The sequence below is a fragment of the Microbulbifer maximicatervae (SeqCode) genome, assembly GCF_052468295.1.
In genome coordinates, this window is the sequence record NZ_CP174340.1 from 3,490,966 (window position 1) to 3,506,943 (window position 15,978).

A 15,978-nucleotide genomic window follows, 5' to 3' on the forward strand; every position below is an offset into this window, starting at 1 on the left:
AGACTAGACCAAGTTTACTTGGCGCACACGAGCAAAGCCGCTATTCTGCTGTCTACATGTCCAAATGGTCACTTCAGGATACAATCGCATTGCACCCGCTTAACCACTTATTACAAAATAACCAACATTGGTCCGAGGCTACCCGTCAAGAAGAGCCAGACTTTTTCCTTCAATTATCTGAACAGCAAAGCCCTGAATACCTGTGGATTGGCTGCGCAGATAGCCGCGTTCCCGCCAATGAGATCGTCGGCCTTTTACCCGGCGAGCTTTTTGTTCACAGAAATGTTGCCAATGTAGTCGTTCACTCAGACCTGAATTGCCTATCAGTACTCCAATATGCTGTGGAGATCCTGAAAGTAAAACATATTATTGTCTGTGGTCATTACGGTTGTGGCGGCGTCCAGGCAGCCCTCAACAATGATCAGCTGGGCTTAATTGATAACTGGCTGCGACATATCCAAGACGTTAGGGATAAACACCACACTTTGATCGATATTTTTCAACAACAGCAGCGTACAGATCTGTTGTGTGAATTAAATGTCCTGGAACAGGTGATACACGTGTGTCAGACAACGATCGTTCGCGATGCCTGGCGTGCGGGTCAAGAACTCACCGTCAACGGTTGGGTTTACGGCCTAAAAGATGGCCTGGTACATGATTTGGGTATTTCAATTAAGCACCCGGGGGAAATTGCTGATATTTATCAAGGTGCCCTTAGTAAAATCTCTCAGCGCAGCACTGAATAATACTATTGCCCGACTGCCTTCGTTTTTACCACTATAAATGGGGTTAACCCGGTAGTTTTAGCTACCGAGCTCAGCTCTGTTTGGTGAAAAAACATGTCGGCATACAAAAAGTGGCAGTGCCAGAACTGCGGCTGGATATACGATGAGTCCAAAGGTTGGCCCGAGGATGGAATTCTTCCCGGTACTCGCTGGGAAGATATACCTGAAGACTGGTACTGCCCGGAGTGTGGTGCAGCCAAACAAGATTTCTCCATGCTGGAGATTGGCGCCGATACCACTCAAGCCCGCTTAGCTAGCAATGATGGCTTTCGAATCTGGGAGTGTATGGTATGTGGCTGGACATACAATGAGGCCGAGGGATGTCCACAAGATGGCATTGCTCCCGGTACTCGTTGGGAGGATATTCCCGACGAATGGAATTGCCCTCAATGCGGCGTTAGTAAACAAGAATTTGATATGGTTCTTGTAGGCCAAGCCCCCACCGCCCCGTCCCCTTCAGCCAACCAAAAAACAACCACTACAACCTCAGCACCTTTAGTTATTATTGGCACAGGGCTGGCCGGGTATAATCTGGCGCGAGAGTTTCGCAAGCTTACCCCCCAGTCTCCTCTCCTGTTAATCACTGCCGATGATGGAGCTTTTTACTCCAAGCCTTTGCTGTCAGCCTCTTTCTCTCACGGCAAGACTGCACAGCAACTCAGCACTTCCAGTGCCGAAGATATGGCTCGCGAACTCAATGCACAGATTCTGGTTCACACGCGGGTAATACATATAGATCGCCAAAACAGAACTCTGACGATTCAGCAGGATGGTGCAGAGCATGTATCCAAGATTTCCTATGGAAAGCTAGTTCTGGCAACCGGGGCCAAGTGCCGCAAACTTCCCCACTATGAGGGGGATGCCCAATCACATATCTTTCGCATAAATAATCTCAGAGACTACCACCGTTTTCGCACTGCCGTGGTGGGGCGCAAACGCATACTACTCCTGGGCGCTGGTTTGATTGGCTGTGAATTTGCCAACGATCTGGTACAGACCGGCTTCGCAGTGGATCTGGTTGACATGGAGCAATGGCCACTGGCGACACTGCTGCCGGAAGTCGCCGGACGCGATCTGCAGAGAGCCCTGGAAGACTATGGCGTTCGCTTCCATGGGGGCTCATCATTAAAGCGTATCGAGAAATTGAGCACCGGTTTCCGGGCCCAGCTGAGTAATGGAGAGCAAATAGAAGCGGATGTCGTTCTCGCCGCACTCGGACTTGAGGCTAACACCGGCTTAGCCTCCATGGCCGGTATAGCCGTGCAAAGAGGTATTGCTGTAGATCGATATCTGCAAACAAGCGATCCCGATATCTACGCCCTGGGGGATTGCGCAGAAATAGACGGCCATCAGTTACTCTTTGTCGCCCCCCTAATCAGCTGTGCGAAGAGTCTGGCACATACTCTGTCAGGAAATCTGACTCCCGTTTGCTTTGGCGTTATTCCTGTGGCCGTAAAGACAACCCTGCACCCAACTACCGTTTGCCCGCCAAGCCCTGATACCAAGGGGACTTGGCAAATCAACAAAGAAGATTCAGGGGTTTGCGCCGAATTTCGCGACGAAAAGGGCAATTTAATAGGTTTTGCCCTTACCGGTGGTGCGATCGCCCTCCGGGAAAGGCTCAGTCAAGAGTGCCAGCCAATTATGAACGATCAGTCAAAAAATGACTGATAATCATACTTATTTTAATAGCTATTCGAGGTAAAGCGCGCAAACCGTTAACTTTTGCCTTAAAATGGCGGCCCTTCAAAGTTTTGGTACAAGTAGCCTTAGTATGACGACAGAGAAAAGCCGTACGATTTCCCCGTCACCCGAGCAAAGCCGGCTACTGCGGGACACCCTCGGCCACTTTGCTACCGGTGTAACTGTCATTACCACTCAGGATACCAATGGCCAACCTGCCGGCATGACGGCTAACAGCTTTAATTCCGTTTCCCTGGACCCCGCCCTGGTTCTATGGAGTATCGATAAGCAGTCCATGGGCTATAAAGCATTTACCACCCGGGAGCACTTTGCCGTGCATATCCTGCGAGCAGACCAACAACATGTCTCAAACCTATTTGCTGGTCGAGGGGCAGACAAGTTTGGACAGGTCAACTGGTATGAAGGCCCCAATGGTATACCTCGCCTAGAGGAGTGTGCAGCCTATTTCCATTGCCGCCGCGCGCAGTGCATTGATGGTGGAGATCACACAATATTGCTTGGAGAGGTGCTGGAATTTGCCGCTTTTGGTGGTGAACCCCTGGTCTTTCATCAAGGCTGTTATCGTGCATTGGCTGGAGAGTAGCAGCTCACTTTTTGGAGCCTAATCACTACCCAAAGGCTATAAAAATAATTTTTTAATGCCAATTAACCAGTATTTGGCAGAAACTTTGGTGTTGCATTAGTGACCTCGTAATAATTTAAGGGCAGTCTGAAGCAAACCATGAAAATGGACTGATAAGCCATGACTTCAACTACGCTCTTCTGTTTCGCCCACCGGGGCTATCAACAGCGAGCCAGTGAAAACACTCTCCAAGCAATCGGGCATGCGTTGGAACTCAACGTCGGGGGTATCGAAATTGATGTGTGGAATATTGGTGGGCAGCTTCTGGTCAAGCATGACCGGCGACTCGGACGCCTAATCGCGGGCTCTGAACTCATCACTGAAATGCATCCCGATGCCCTGAAAGAGAGACCTCTCCCTTGCGGGAATAAGGTCCCTACATTAAGGGAGGTCCTGGAACTTGTGGGAAATAGTGCCCAACTCAATATCGAGCTGAAAGGGCCTAACTGTGCAGCCCTTTTCGCGGATGAAATCCACACCTTTACGCAGGATACTGGTGCAAGCTACGAGCAATACATCGTCTCCTCTTTTGATCACCGCCAGTTGTACCAGTGCCTGCAATTAGCTCCTGAGGTTCGGCGGGGAGTTCTGGTTTCCGGTGTTCCCCTCGATCTTGCAGCCTGCTCTGCTCCATTAAAGGCCTATTCATTACATACGAACGTAGATTTTATAAATGCAGATTTAATAGCCGATGCAAAACAGCGCGGGCTTAAGAACTTCGTATTTACCGTCAACGACCCCAACGATTTGATACTGTTGGCAGCTCAAGGTATTGATGGGGTTTTCACTGATGAACCTCAAATCGTATCCGATTTTAATGCCCGTGTTGAATTCACAAAAACTGGCACTTAGACGTTGGAGAAGATCCCCTTCACCAATTAAGAGAACAGACAGTAACCCGGGACAATTACCGGGCTACTGCTCTGAGTTAAAGCAGGAAAAGACTCGAGGCTAAATAGTCTCCCCTATTTATACAGCTTAAAACTCTGCGCTAGCACGTAAATACCAATAACCACCATTAAAGCCAAATGGTGATGTGAGGGCATGGCGTACCCCGAGATATCGCAATGTGGGCTCCTGCTCATCATCAGGCATTACGTCAAAGATATTCTCGCCCCCCAACGACAATTTATAATTTTCATACAGCGTAAACGTCGCTTCGACGTCAACGAGAATTTCACTGCCATAACTATAGGTATCACTGGCATCCCCAGCACCAAACAACCCGCCTGTTGATTCCCAACTGCCATAGCGATTAAAACGCAGGTACCCTGCAAATAAATCACCCGTATCGAGATCAAAAGTTAAAGTCGTTCGATCACTGGGAACTTGGTTTTCCAGGTCAAATACCCGTGAGGCATTGATGGTATTTGGCGTAACACTGGTAACTTCCTGGCGATTGTGATTGTGGCGTAAATCCACCACTAATAAACTTTCAAAAATCTCGAAATCACTGGTAACTGCCAGATCTATACCAGACACTTCCGAGTCATAAGCATTGACGAAATAGTTTGCATTGCTGCCGTTGAGTAGTGCTGCATTTTCTATACCGGCATTTTGCAACAGAATCACTTCGTCATCTCCGATGGCATTGTTGCGCAGAGCCAGGCGATCCTCGATGTCGATGTTGTAGTAATCTATTGTCACACTGGTATTGTCCAGTGGGGCAAAAACCGCACCCAAGGTGAAACTGGTGGATTCCTCCGGTTCCAGCTCAACGGCTCCGAGCGCTGATGCCACCGGATGAGCCACAGGGTAGGTTCCATTGGGTATCAGGTTGCCACTAGAGTCTGTCGTAGTAGTAACATTTAAGGTATTCACCTGTCCGGGTGTTGGCGCCCTGAAACCAGTATTTACCGTCGCTCGAAATGCCAGTTGTTCATTCACATCATACCGTGCTGACAATTTCCAATCCGATGTCGAGCCAAACTCATCATATTCCTCTAACCGTAAAGCCGCTCCCAAAGTCAGAGCCTCAGTCAGATCGGCTTCAAGGTCAATATAAGCTGCAATACTCTCACTACTGAAACTGCCCAGCGCTTCAATCGGGAACCCCTGAAAACCATCTGAACCCACACCAAAATACGCAGCAGTTGGACCTACCTCAGTGGACGCTGCATCCCCCCTACCAATTGAGTAAGTCTCTTCACGCCACTCAGCGCCGAATGCAAGGTTCAATGGCGAAGCAAAAGCCATGACATCAATGGGGTAGACAAAATCCGCATTAAGGCTGGACTCTTCCTGCGTGAGGGTTCCCGGCTTGAAGGAAGTAGGAGACAAAATACCCAAACTTGGATTGATTGAATTTTTCAAGACATAGTCCACTTCATTTTCAGCCAAACTTCCGCGTAGATCCCAGGAGAGACCATTGGCAAGCTCTCCACGCGCCCCGAATACAGCAGCGATATCATAAATATCTGCACCAAATTCAGGGTTGTAGCCGCCAGGGAACTGAGTATAAATTGGGTTTCGCAACACGTACCCACTGTCGCTGGAAGTATCTGCTACCAGGTAATCCGAGGGGTTTAGGCCCTGCGCCAAAATAGAATCCACTAAAGACTGGGGAGCTGGGTCGGGCATGTAGTCGATACTATTCGGATCAAGGGGGTCATTGGGGCTGTCTACTTGCAGGGTACCTCTCGCAGTAAACTGGTGTTCTGGGTCGAGCACCGGTCCACGATAGAAAAAGTCAGAAATTGTTTCATTTTGTGAATAACCGAAGTTTCCATAGAGCTCTACCGAATCAGAGATCTCCAAGCCGCTGTTAATAAAAAACTTCAGGGACTCAACATCGGGATCACCCCATCTCTGACCCAAGCCATCCAGTGGTACTAAATTATTTCCCACAACTGATCCTACCTGCAGCGCATCCGGCCGCGCTTCGCTGCGCCAGGTTTTATCTGCGCGGGAAAATTCAACGGTGCCATTAATAAATCCTGTATTACCCAGCGCAAATCCCGTATTTGCGGCAATACTCATCCGGGTTCCATCCCCTTCAAAATACTCCCCTGTCTGAGCTGATAAGCTAAATCCCTCTGCATCATCCTTCAGGATAATGTTAACGACACCGGCAATCGCATCGGAGCCATATTGTGCTGAAGCGCCATCACGTAAAACCTCAACTCGCTCTATAGCCATAGAGGGTAGCGCCGAAAAGTCGACGGCTTGGGCACCCTGGTTAACTGTGCCCAGAGGGGCAAGCTGCAAATTAACCAGCGCAGAGCGATGGCGGCGAGTTCCATTGACCAGTACCAAAGTTTGATCTGGAGATAAATTACGTAAAGTTACCGGGCGGATAAAAGCGGTACCATCAGCAATTGGAAATCTCTGCGTATTAAATGAAGGGGCAATTTTTGCCAGGGACTCAGTAAGATCAAAGCTCGCTTGATCCGCAATGTCCTCTCCGCCAACCACATCTACCGGAGAAAGAGTCTCGGTGGGAGATACACCCTCTTTGCGTGTACCTGTGGTTATCACTTCCTCCATTGCCCGATCAGCAGTATTAGAGGCACCCTCTTCCTTTTCCTCAGCAATCGCATATCCACCAGAGTTAAAAATCGCAACTGCCACCGCCAATGACAAAGGTCTCAACAAGTAACGCTTCATATTCACCACCCTCTCTTCTCATTATTAACATCAAACAGAACATCACCGGATAATTCATCAAAGCAATGCACATCAAATTAGATCCGTGCAGGGGTTAAACAAAAAAAGCGGCATACTGACGTTCCGTCTAATTGCATCCATGCCAGAAATTAGTGCACGCCTGGGGTAGATCTTTTACGCGATTAAATGTCAACTTCCAACAAATCAAAAAATTAATGTCGCGATATTTATTTTAAAAGGAGGGGGTACACGTTTAGCAAATGCCAAAAACTGCCAAACGTGACTTTTAGAAAGGCTGAAGCAAAAGTGACAGCAATGAGTTCACTTAAAAAAATAAATAGGTGAAATCAGCACCGTCTATTGAGGTGTATAAGTAACGTCGACCTCATAATCCGATCCCAGGCGACTGTAGCCCCGCACCATAAAATAGGCTTCACTCTCACCACTTGGCACGGTTAAGGAACAGTTCTCAGAGCTATCTCCCTCATAGGGACGGCAATCGTAATAGCGCCAAGTAGGTGCCGCACCAAAACGGACATATAGATCGGCATCATTAGTACCGGTCATATCCGCGATAAAATCTGTACCGGGCGTTACACTGAGAGGTCCATAGTGATCCTCCGAACCTCGACCCACATCACCACTAAAGGTTTCTGTTTGTTCCTCACCGGGGTCTGGATCGGGATCGGGGTCCGGATCGGGGTCTGGGCCCGGATCATCCCCTATATAACCCTTGGCCAATTCAGCGACATAGGCAGCAGCAAGCTTTCCAAACTTCACCGCATGACTGGCATCTCCACCACTATTAGCGAGGGTATCACTTGAAGTGTGGATATAAGGGTTTGAGCCATTAAAAGTCGCCTCAAAAGGAAAGGAAACCGGATAACCCTGGTTATACCAAGATGCGTGATCAGAACACGCATAACCACAATAAGTTGTTCCAACAGTGAGGCCGCTCAGGTAGGTCTGGGCCAGATCCTCAAGAAAGCTATTCTGGGCACTATTGGTGTAATCTCCAATAATATAGATATCACTATTTGAGCCATAGTAATTAGTCATATCCAACTGCAAGGCACCTATCACATTTTTATTCTGTGATTTGTAATCGCTAGCAATATCATCTGACCCCCGCAGCCCCACTTCCTCAGCAGCGTACCCCATAAAAGCCAGCGTTTTATCCGGCTTATAGTCTGTAGCGACAATTGCATTAATGACATCAGTCAATGTTGCTATGCCAGACGCATCATCGTCAGCCCCCGGCGCTCTCGTACCTTCACCAGTGCCAAAACCGACCGTAGAATCCAGGTGCGCCCCCAGCACGATAATTTCATCCGGGTCAGTTTGCCCCTGAATCGTCAAAATTACAGAGGGTTGCGCCCAACTATGGCTATAAAGTTCGACAGAGGCATCACTTCGTGAATTCGTTAATGCCTGCCACTCATCCCTTATCCACTCAGCACCATCCACGCCGGTTGAAGTGGTGTAATAGCGATTAGTAAAATTCGACAAACTTTGAATAGTTGACCGTATATTAGACTCTGAGATCTCTGCCTGCAGGGCGTTAACCACATCTGCATTATCAATAGAGTAAGCGATCACGTTATTCACTGTTGTCGTCAGCGATGAAATCTGGGCAGCTTCTGCTTCCTCCAATGAGTCATGCACCATAAAGCCGCCACAACGGTTATGGTTGATATGCATCAGAGTCGATATTTCGGAAAGATTCTTTTCATTAACTTTTAGAATAGTGACTCCGTTACGTTCCTCACCTTGAATCGAGAGTGGTTGCTTGGCAACCAGGCTACTGTTTTGCTTTAAGGTTTTATAACCATCACTACCTATAGTTATCCACAGCTCTTCTGCCACAACAGCGCCGGGGAGTGCAAGAACCCCAACTAAAGACCTACTAATAATTTTTTTCATTATCTTCTCCACATTAAGTTAGCCCCCTGCGAATTCCTAATATTTCAAAAACACAGGCAGGCAATAAACACACATGCAAGAAGCCTGCACAAACAGCAGTTTTGAATCCCAATAATATTCAAATAATAAAAAAACCAATGAGGATGGAACTACAGGCCATACCTATAAACAATCGCGGACAATCCAGAAATATTTTTATTATTCGAATTTCGAAAAGCGCAGAGAGAACAAACAAAACCGGATTGACCAATCCGGCAAGGAAAAGCTAGCACATTCAAATAAATACTAAAACAATTTGGCATCTTTCAACGTAAGAGCCGCAATAAACTTTAAGTGGATCACAAATACACAAAAAACATAGAATATAAAAACACTATTAATAGCAAATAGAACTAGGAATAATTTCTGAACTAAAGGGTTTTTCAGCCCTTTATTTTAATTAGATCTACAAGAATAATTTGAAGATTACAATTCACAAGGAATCCACCCAACCAGGAAGCCTCTTTTTTAATCCCTGCTGGTTTTGTAAAGCAGCGGCTGCACATAAAACGGTCTCATCAGCATATTTTCTGCCTACTATTTGCAAGCCTACAGGCAGACCACTCGCTGAAAAACCGCAATTGATTGATATTGCCGGATGGCCTGATAAATTGAAGGGGTAGGTATAAGGTGTCCAGGAATACCATAGAGAGCCTGGATTATTATCCGGCACATTGACCCCTGCACTAAATGCGGTAATAGGTAAAGTTGGGGTCACTAACAGATCATATTTCAGAAAAAATTCCTGTAATCGCTCGACAAAGTTATCTCGCCACTTCAGCGCGTCGAGATAATCAGGTAAGGATAATTTGTCCGCTTGTTCTGCGACCTCTAACAATTGGGGCTCCACCAGTTGGCGCCTGGTACTATCCATCGCCCTAAAGATACTCGCTATTCCCGCGCAAAATAGACAGCCAAAAGCTGCACTAGCATCATCAATACCTGGGTCAACCTCTACAACTTCAGCACCCAATTCCTGGAAGTGCATTACACTAGCAGAAACGTTGCTCACCACCATGGGATCAGGTTCTACGTAACCAAGACTGGGGCTGTAAGCAATACGCAACTTTCCTGTTCTTTCAATCAACCTTCCCTCTATAGCTGCAAGGAAATCAATGTTCCGACGTGGTATTGCGCGGATATCCCGATGATCCGGTTCACTGATTACATTCATCATCAGTGCACAGTCTTCCACCGTCGATGCTAAGGGCCCCACATGCACTAGGGAGGAGAAGGTACCTAATGGCCAATGGGGAACCTGCCCAAAACTCGGTTTGAACCCAACTGTGCCGCAAAAGCTAGCAGGAATCCGGATAGATCCACCACCATCAGCCCCCACAGCCAGAGGGCTCAATCCCAGTGATACTGCAACAGCGGCCCCGCCACTCGAACCACCCGATGTCTTATCCCTATCCCAGGGGTTTCTCGTAATACCGTCTATGGCATTATCCGTCACCGCCTTCCAACCAAACTCCGGTGTCGTGGTTTTCCCTATTGGTATGTACCCATGGCGTTGCAAAGCCGCAATGCAAGGGGCCGCACAACCCAATGTTGTCTCTGGGTCAATAATTTGGGAGCCGAAAACTGTCGGCCACATCGGCGTGTAAAAAACGTCTTTTAGTGCCACCGGCACTCCGTCAAGCAACCCTTTGACAGTACCAGACATATAGCGGCACTCAGAGTCCCGTGCGTAGGCAATGCTGGTCTTCCTGTCTATCAGACAAAAAGCACTGACATGCCTATTTAGCTTCTCAATTTGATTGAGTAGCCCCTCGACAACCTCAACCGGCGAAAAACACTTCGCCCTGTATCCGCGTAACAACTCGAGAGCAGTCATCCCAACGAAATCGCTCATTGACCCAAGCTCACAATTACCGGCCCCCTAACACCACCAGATTAGTCGTCAGCGGAAAATTATCGGCGCCACTGTTGGTAGCAATTTGTTAACATAATGGCCATATGAAACTAGCGCTTCAGCTGCCAGTCAGGATCACTTGAGTAGGCTGCAGCAAAACTAATGAGATGGAAAACCACCGTGAAGTCTACTCCTACAATTGCCCTCCTCTTATTTTTAGCAACCTCGATCTCAGGGTGTGCCACCATGAGTGAAGATGAATGTTATGTCGCAGATTGGCAGGCAATTGGGTATGAGGATGGCGCAGCGGGCAGGGACTTATCCTACCTGGGGAGACGCCGCGAATCCTGTGCAAAATATGGCGTAACGGTCAATACTAATGCTTACCGGGATGGGCGAGGTGAAGGGCTGGAGCTTTTTTGTACCGAGCTGCGCGGATTTGACCAAGGGCGCTCCGGTAACCACTATAACGGTGTCTGCCCCGCGGACCTCGAAGGGTTATTCCTGCGGGGGTACAATTCAGGCCAGGATATTTTTCTTGCCAAGTCCGCCGTTGAGGAAATTCTGTCGGCAATTCACAACCTGGAGTTGGAGAGAGAACACATTCTCGATGACATGACAGAAATTGGTGCACTGTTGGTCGATGAAGCAATCGACAATTCCGAACGAGTAACACTTATCGCTGACGTCGCTCGCCTAAAGGTTAGGCACTCTGAGCTAGGAATGGAAATAGCGGACTTACAATACGAACTAATGCAACGGGAGGCAGAGTACCAGCAAGCCCTCGCCCGCTCTCCTTACCTATAGGTCTCTACCCCATCGAGGATACCTCTGCGGTCACTCTAGTCCGCAGGGGTTTACACCTGTATAGCTTATTTCAACCAGCACACACCCTTCCCAGATTTACGCCACCCTCTGTGAGTAGCTAAGGAATTCATATGAGAAAAGAAAAATAGGTCGGCTCTACAAATGATTCGATCACACTAGGGCTGAGATATCGCCCTACCCACCAACTAGAACATCCGTACTAAGGAGCCAAGTGGTAGTAAAGCTTTGTGAAAATTTTTCCCTTTTCTAGGGAACTGTATTAGTGTTGATCTTTTACCTTACCCCTCATTGATTTCACCTGAGAACGACGATTTTTTGCTTGTAAACGGCGCTCCTTGGCACCTCGACTGGGCTTGGTAGCTACACGAAACTTTGGCCTGAATGCGGCTTTATCCACCAGCTCCTGTAATCGCTCTAGGGCATCTGCGCGGTTTTTTTCCTGGGTCCTAAACCTCTGGGCCTTGATAATCACCACTCCATCTGAAGAAATACGCCGATCTTTGAGCTTCAAAAGGCCATCTTTAATTAGCTGAGGAAGTGAAGAAGCCTGAATATCAAAGCGCAGGTGAATTGCACTGGAAACTTTATTTACATTTTGGCCACCGGCGCCTTGAGCGCGTATCGCACTCATTTCAATCTCATCTTGAGAAACCGATATCCTGCCTTTTCCACAAACCATAAATATCCAAAGCCTGAGCTACATCGTTTTACTAAAAATACAAAACTCTATGACTATTTTGCCCAAATAGTGCAGCTATTAACCAGTCCCACTACACAGATACAATTCGCCATTGACAGAAATCAATATACCGAAAAATGCTTTCTATAAAGTGAGGATATCAGGGGGTAAACCTCATTTACCAGGAAACCCTCATTAAGTAATATTGCGCCAGCCAAATAAAAGCTAGTGAAGCGGCCTGAGGGCCGACCAGAATACGCGGGATGATTTGTGACTTATTTTCAAGTCTCAGTCAAATCCGCTAACATTGCCCAGCTTCCTCGAAGTACTGGAGCAAAGAACAATAAAGACTCGCGCCCTGTAGTTTCCTCTGGACTGCTCCCGATGTCTCCGCGGGTGTGAGATTACCGCGACAAGGAGAAAACCATGCACAACGCCAAGCGTAGCCTCGCAGCGGCCATTGCACTCGCAACAATGACAAGCTCTGCAGCTTTTGCTAAAGACACCGCCTTTTCCCAAGTTATCGCCTTTGGTGACAGTCTGACTGATGTTGGCAACTACGATGTGTTCACCAATGGTGGCGACGATCGTGAAGTAGCAATTAGTCTTTTATCCCAGAATCTCGGCTTGGGTGCAGTTACACCGTCTTGTGCAGGTATGCAATCTTCCTTTTGCCTACCCACCGTAGACCCCTCACTGAGTGCAGAGGATCTTGAAGCTTCCGTTACTGCTCAGATTGCTGCTGGCTTGAGCAATGCTGGTACAGGCTGGGCCGTAGGTGGACATAAAGCTGCTGATGTTCTGATGAATATCATCGGCCCCGATAACTATGCGGCCTACCTGCAGGCATATGGCCTGGAAGCTGACCCGAGCCGTCATAACCTGTTAAGCGCCCTGATGCCAACCACTGGTGACGAAGGCTTAACGCCCAGCTATCCAGACTCCCAACTGTTGGGCCAATTGCTAGTACAACAGGCCACAGCAGCCCAACTAGTAGCTGAAGCTGAAGCAGCTAAGGCTGAGGGAGATATGGCTACTTATGCCGAGCTGATGACCCAGGCCGCCGCTATGAGCGATGCCATCGAAGGCACCTTTGCTGGTCTTATCGCCACATCTGGAACCTCGGGTAACCCACACCCACTGGGAATGGGCTACCTGGAAAGCACTCTGGGAAGTGCTGATCACAACGCTCTTTATTGGGTAAACGGCGGTGGTAACGACTTGCTCAGCGGTTTCGAAGATGTCGTCGCTGGCACCTCAACCATCGAAGAAGTCACTGCGGACCTAGACGTTGCGTCAACTATGCTGGCAAGCGCAGCTGGCGCCCTGTCCGATGCAGGTGCCAATTACATCCTCGTATCCAATGTACCCGATGTCAGCAAAACTCCTGGCGTTTACGCTGCTGCATATGAAGCCGTTTACTCCAGCGACAATGCAGAGGCTCTGCAAGCTGCGGTTGATGCTGGACTGATGACCCAGGAAGATGCGGATGCCAAGCTGGCCACCGCCTTCGAAGAGATACTTTTCGAAGCAAGTACTACTTCTGAAACCTTCAACTCAGCACTGTTAGCTAAGGCCAAGAATATCGACGGCGTTCTGATGGTTGACCAAGCAGGTATCCTGAAAGTCGCCCTTAATAACCCGACCATCTTTGGTTTATCCTCCTCAGAGAACCAACTGTTCTGTTACGACGGCAGTGGCAACGACTGTATTGAGCACTCCGTTTATGGCATTAACGGCACCGACCCCGATGCAGACAAGCTGATCTTCAACGACAGTGTTCACCCCACTCAAATTGGTCAGGAAATCCTCGGTGACTACTACACCGCAATCGTGAATGCTGCTCAGGTTGCCGGTCAGCTGCCAGATATCGCAATCCAGGCTACTCGCACCCACACCAACAGCCTTGACGAGAGCCTGGCCAGTGTTCGTTACCGCACCGCTCAGACTGGCGTTTTCGCCGGTAGCTCCCTGGGTAACGTCGACTACGATACCGATTACACCGCCAATGTCAGGGGAGATGGCTATTCCAATATTCTCGGCCTGACTTACGCCGTGCGCGACAATGCGGAAATCGGTTTTGCAGTGAGCCGCTCCAATATTGATGTGGATAATTCACAGCTTGCCATTGACTCCACTTCAACCAACTACAGCGTCTTTGGCCGTATGCACTACGACATTTTCTTTGTCGAAAGTAACGCGACCCTGACCGATGTAGATTACGATGACGTCAGCCGCGCTGTCGCTCTGGGTGACACTTACAACGGCAACCTGACTGGCAATACGTCTGGCGAGAGCTTGTCCCTGGGAATTACAGCCGGTGCCAACCTACTCAGTAGTGAGACCTTCCAGTTCGGTCCATTTGTAAGCTTTACCAAGGTCACTACTGATGTAGACGGCTACACCGAAGACGCTATCGAGGGCTTCACTTATACCGACTTGAGCGGTAATGAGCTCGACCCTCTCGGCATGCACTACGGCGACCAAGAACGCCGTATTAGAAATATGCGTTTTGGTGCCTTCGCTAATAAGAGCTGGGATACCATTAACGCTTACGCCGAAATCTGGTACGAAGATAATAACGGCACAGAAGAAGACACCATTGAGGTTGGCGTGAAATCCATGGAAGGCAATATGAATGCCATGCCAAGCTACGCCAGTGTCGATGAGGGCATCTTCAACGGTGGCATGGGTATGATTGCCGGTATTCGCTGGCAAGCAGCTGACGCTATCGCTGTTAGCGCAACTGTCGCTTCCCGCCCAACGACTGAATCTGCCTCTGTCAATTTGACTTACCGCTTCTAAGCAACACTGTGCCCCCTTTCAGGGGGCACAGTCTCCCCCCTCCTTATTGATCTGCAAACACCAAAACTTTCCCACTCCACTTTGGCGTTGGAAGAACAGGGATTCTCATATGTTTAAGCTGGAGACTGACAATCTTATTATCCAAGAGATAAATGCAGAACAAGACAGTACCCTAATTCTATCACTGCTCAACGACTCTGCGTTCCTACAAAATATTGGCGATCGTGGCGTGCGTACTAAGGAAGATGCCTACCAGTTTATCCTGAACGGCCCCGTTGCCATGTATCGGGAACACGGCTTTGGTATGTACAAGGTGTCCTTGAAAGATAGCACTGCTATAGGAATCTGCGGATTAGTCAAACGCGCAGGACTGGATGGTATCGATATCGGTTTTGCCTTTTTACCTGATTTTCGCGGCCGGGGCTTCGCTCTGGAATCGGCACAAGCTGTCATGCAATACGCGAGAGAGGAATTGGGCCTACGACGCATTCTGGCCATTGCACAACCCAGTAACACGCCCTCAATTAAGTTATTAAAGAAGCTGGGCTTAAGTGCTGAAAAAGAAATTGTGCTGCCCGGTGAAACGAAAACAGTATTGTTACTGGCTTGGCAGCAAGAAGTAATGGAGAAAAATTTCTATTCGGAATAAAGGTTATCCACCCAAAAACTATTTGCGATAACAGCTTTGCCTGTTCTAACAAAATAAAAATACCACACAGACCCTGTGGTTTTTCATTGACATGCAACCATGCTGGTCTAGTCTCCAACTTACTATTAAGGAGAGGACTGCCATGATTATCGCAACCGATATGCCAGAAGTCAGTCGATGTGCCGCCAGCCAATGTGCTTACAACGCCAACGATGCTTGCCACGCCAGGGCAATTACCATTGGTGACGGCGCCGACCCCGACTGTGATACTTTCTTCACCAACTCCCGTCATACAAGCAGCTCCCGTACCGCCGGTGTTGGAGCCTGTAAAATGGAAGACTGTAAATTTAATGATGACTTCGAGTGTTCAGCAGAGAGCATTCAAATTGGACTGATAGGCAAGTCCCAACACTGCCAGAGTTACACCCATTAGTAGTCCGCTAGAGACCCAATAAAAAAGCCCGGTTCAATATTTGCCGGGCT

At 48.4% G+C, this 15,978-nt stretch carries 12 protein-coding genes; 8 read left to right on the plus strand and 4 right to left on the minus strand.

Going from position 1 to position 15,978, the window contains the following annotated elements:
• Positions 1–89 precede the first annotated feature (89 nt).
• The 4 genes from can to ACJJIQ_RS15605 all read left to right on the plus strand — a co-directional run bounded on the left by can (position 90) and on the right by ACJJIQ_RS15605 (position 3,963).
• Positions 90–746 carry a carbonate dehydratase gene (can, locus tag ACJJIQ_RS15590; RefSeq protein WP_444898283.1) on the plus strand — a complete coding sequence of 219 codons (657 nt, stop codon included), beginning with the start codon at positions 90–92 and terminating at the stop codon, positions 744–746.
• A 93-nt stretch (positions 747–839) separates the two neighbouring features.
• The gene (locus ACJJIQ_RS15595) at positions 840–2,456 is read left to right on the plus strand and encodes an FAD-dependent oxidoreductase (protein WP_445362379.1); all 1,617 of its coding nucleotides are present in this window, start codon (positions 840–842) and stop codon (positions 2,454–2,456) included.
• Positions 2,457–2,559: 103 nt separating this feature from the next.
• Positions 2,560–3,072: a flavin reductase family protein gene (locus tag ACJJIQ_RS15600; protein ID WP_413663130.1), complete on the plus strand. Its 513-nt coding sequence runs from the start codon at positions 2,560–2,562 to the stop codon at positions 3,070–3,072.
• Positions 3,073–3,231: 159 nt separating this feature from the next.
• Complete coding sequence (locus ACJJIQ_RS15605) at positions 3,232–3,963, plus strand: glycerophosphodiester phosphodiesterase (RefSeq protein WP_445362380.1); 732 nt, start codon at positions 3,232–3,234, stop codon at positions 3,961–3,963.
• Between the two features lie 126 nt (positions 3,964–4,089).
• On the opposite strand, the gene ACJJIQ_RS15610 is transcribed toward ACJJIQ_RS15605, so the two are convergent.
• From ACJJIQ_RS15610 to ACJJIQ_RS15620, 3 genes are all read right to left on the minus strand, one after another.
• On the minus strand, positions 4,090–6,717 hold the full coding sequence (locus tag ACJJIQ_RS15610) for a TonB-dependent receptor plug domain-containing protein (RefSeq protein ID WP_445362381.1): 2,628 nt from the start codon (positions 6,715–6,717) through the stop codon (positions 4,090–4,092).
• 357 nt (positions 6,718–7,074) lie between these two features.
• On the minus strand, positions 7,075–8,640 hold the full coding sequence (locus ACJJIQ_RS15615; RefSeq protein ID WP_444915663.1) for a M28 family peptidase: 1,566 nt from the start codon (positions 8,638–8,640) through the stop codon (positions 7,075–7,077).
• A gap of 472 nt (positions 8,641–9,112) precedes the next feature.
• A complete protein-coding gene (locus ACJJIQ_RS15620; protein ID WP_445362382.1) occupies positions 9,113–10,534 on the minus strand; it encodes an amidase in 1,422 nt (473 codons plus the stop codon).
• A 246-nt stretch (positions 10,535–10,780) separates the two neighbouring features.
• Between ACJJIQ_RS15620 and ACJJIQ_RS15625 the strand changes: the two genes are divergently transcribed.
• Positions 10,781–11,341, plus strand: a complete 561-nt coding sequence (locus ACJJIQ_RS15625) for a DUF2799 domain-containing protein (protein ID WP_445362383.1) — start codon at positions 10,781–10,783, stop codon at positions 11,339–11,341.
• A gap of 280 nt (positions 11,342–11,621) precedes the next feature.
• On the opposite strand, the gene arfB is transcribed toward ACJJIQ_RS15625, so the two are convergent.
• A complete protein-coding gene (gene arfB, locus ACJJIQ_RS15630) occupies positions 11,622–11,993 on the minus strand; it encodes an alternative ribosome rescue aminoacyl-tRNA hydrolase ArfB (protein WP_445358890.1) in 372 nt (123 codons plus the stop codon).
• Between the two features lie 474 nt (positions 11,994–12,467).
• Here arfB and ACJJIQ_RS15635 point away from each other — a divergent pair, with 474 nt between their 5' ends.
• From ACJJIQ_RS15635 to ACJJIQ_RS15645, 3 genes are all read left to right on the plus strand, one after another.
• Positions 12,468–14,846, plus strand: coding sequence for an autotransporter domain-containing protein (locus tag ACJJIQ_RS15635; RefSeq protein ID WP_445362384.1), 2,379 nt, complete (start codon positions 12,468–12,470; stop codon positions 14,844–14,846).
• 109 nt (positions 14,847–14,955) lie between these two features.
• Positions 14,956–15,495, plus strand: coding sequence for a GNAT family N-acetyltransferase (locus ACJJIQ_RS15640; protein ID WP_444896254.1), 540 nt, complete (start codon positions 14,956–14,958; stop codon positions 15,493–15,495).
• Positions 15,496–15,637: 142 nt separating this feature from the next.
• Positions 15,638–15,928, plus strand: coding sequence for a DUF1540 domain-containing protein (locus ACJJIQ_RS15645; protein ID WP_444896253.1), 291 nt, complete (start codon positions 15,638–15,640; stop codon positions 15,926–15,928).
• Positions 15,929–15,978: the final 50 nt, after the last annotated feature.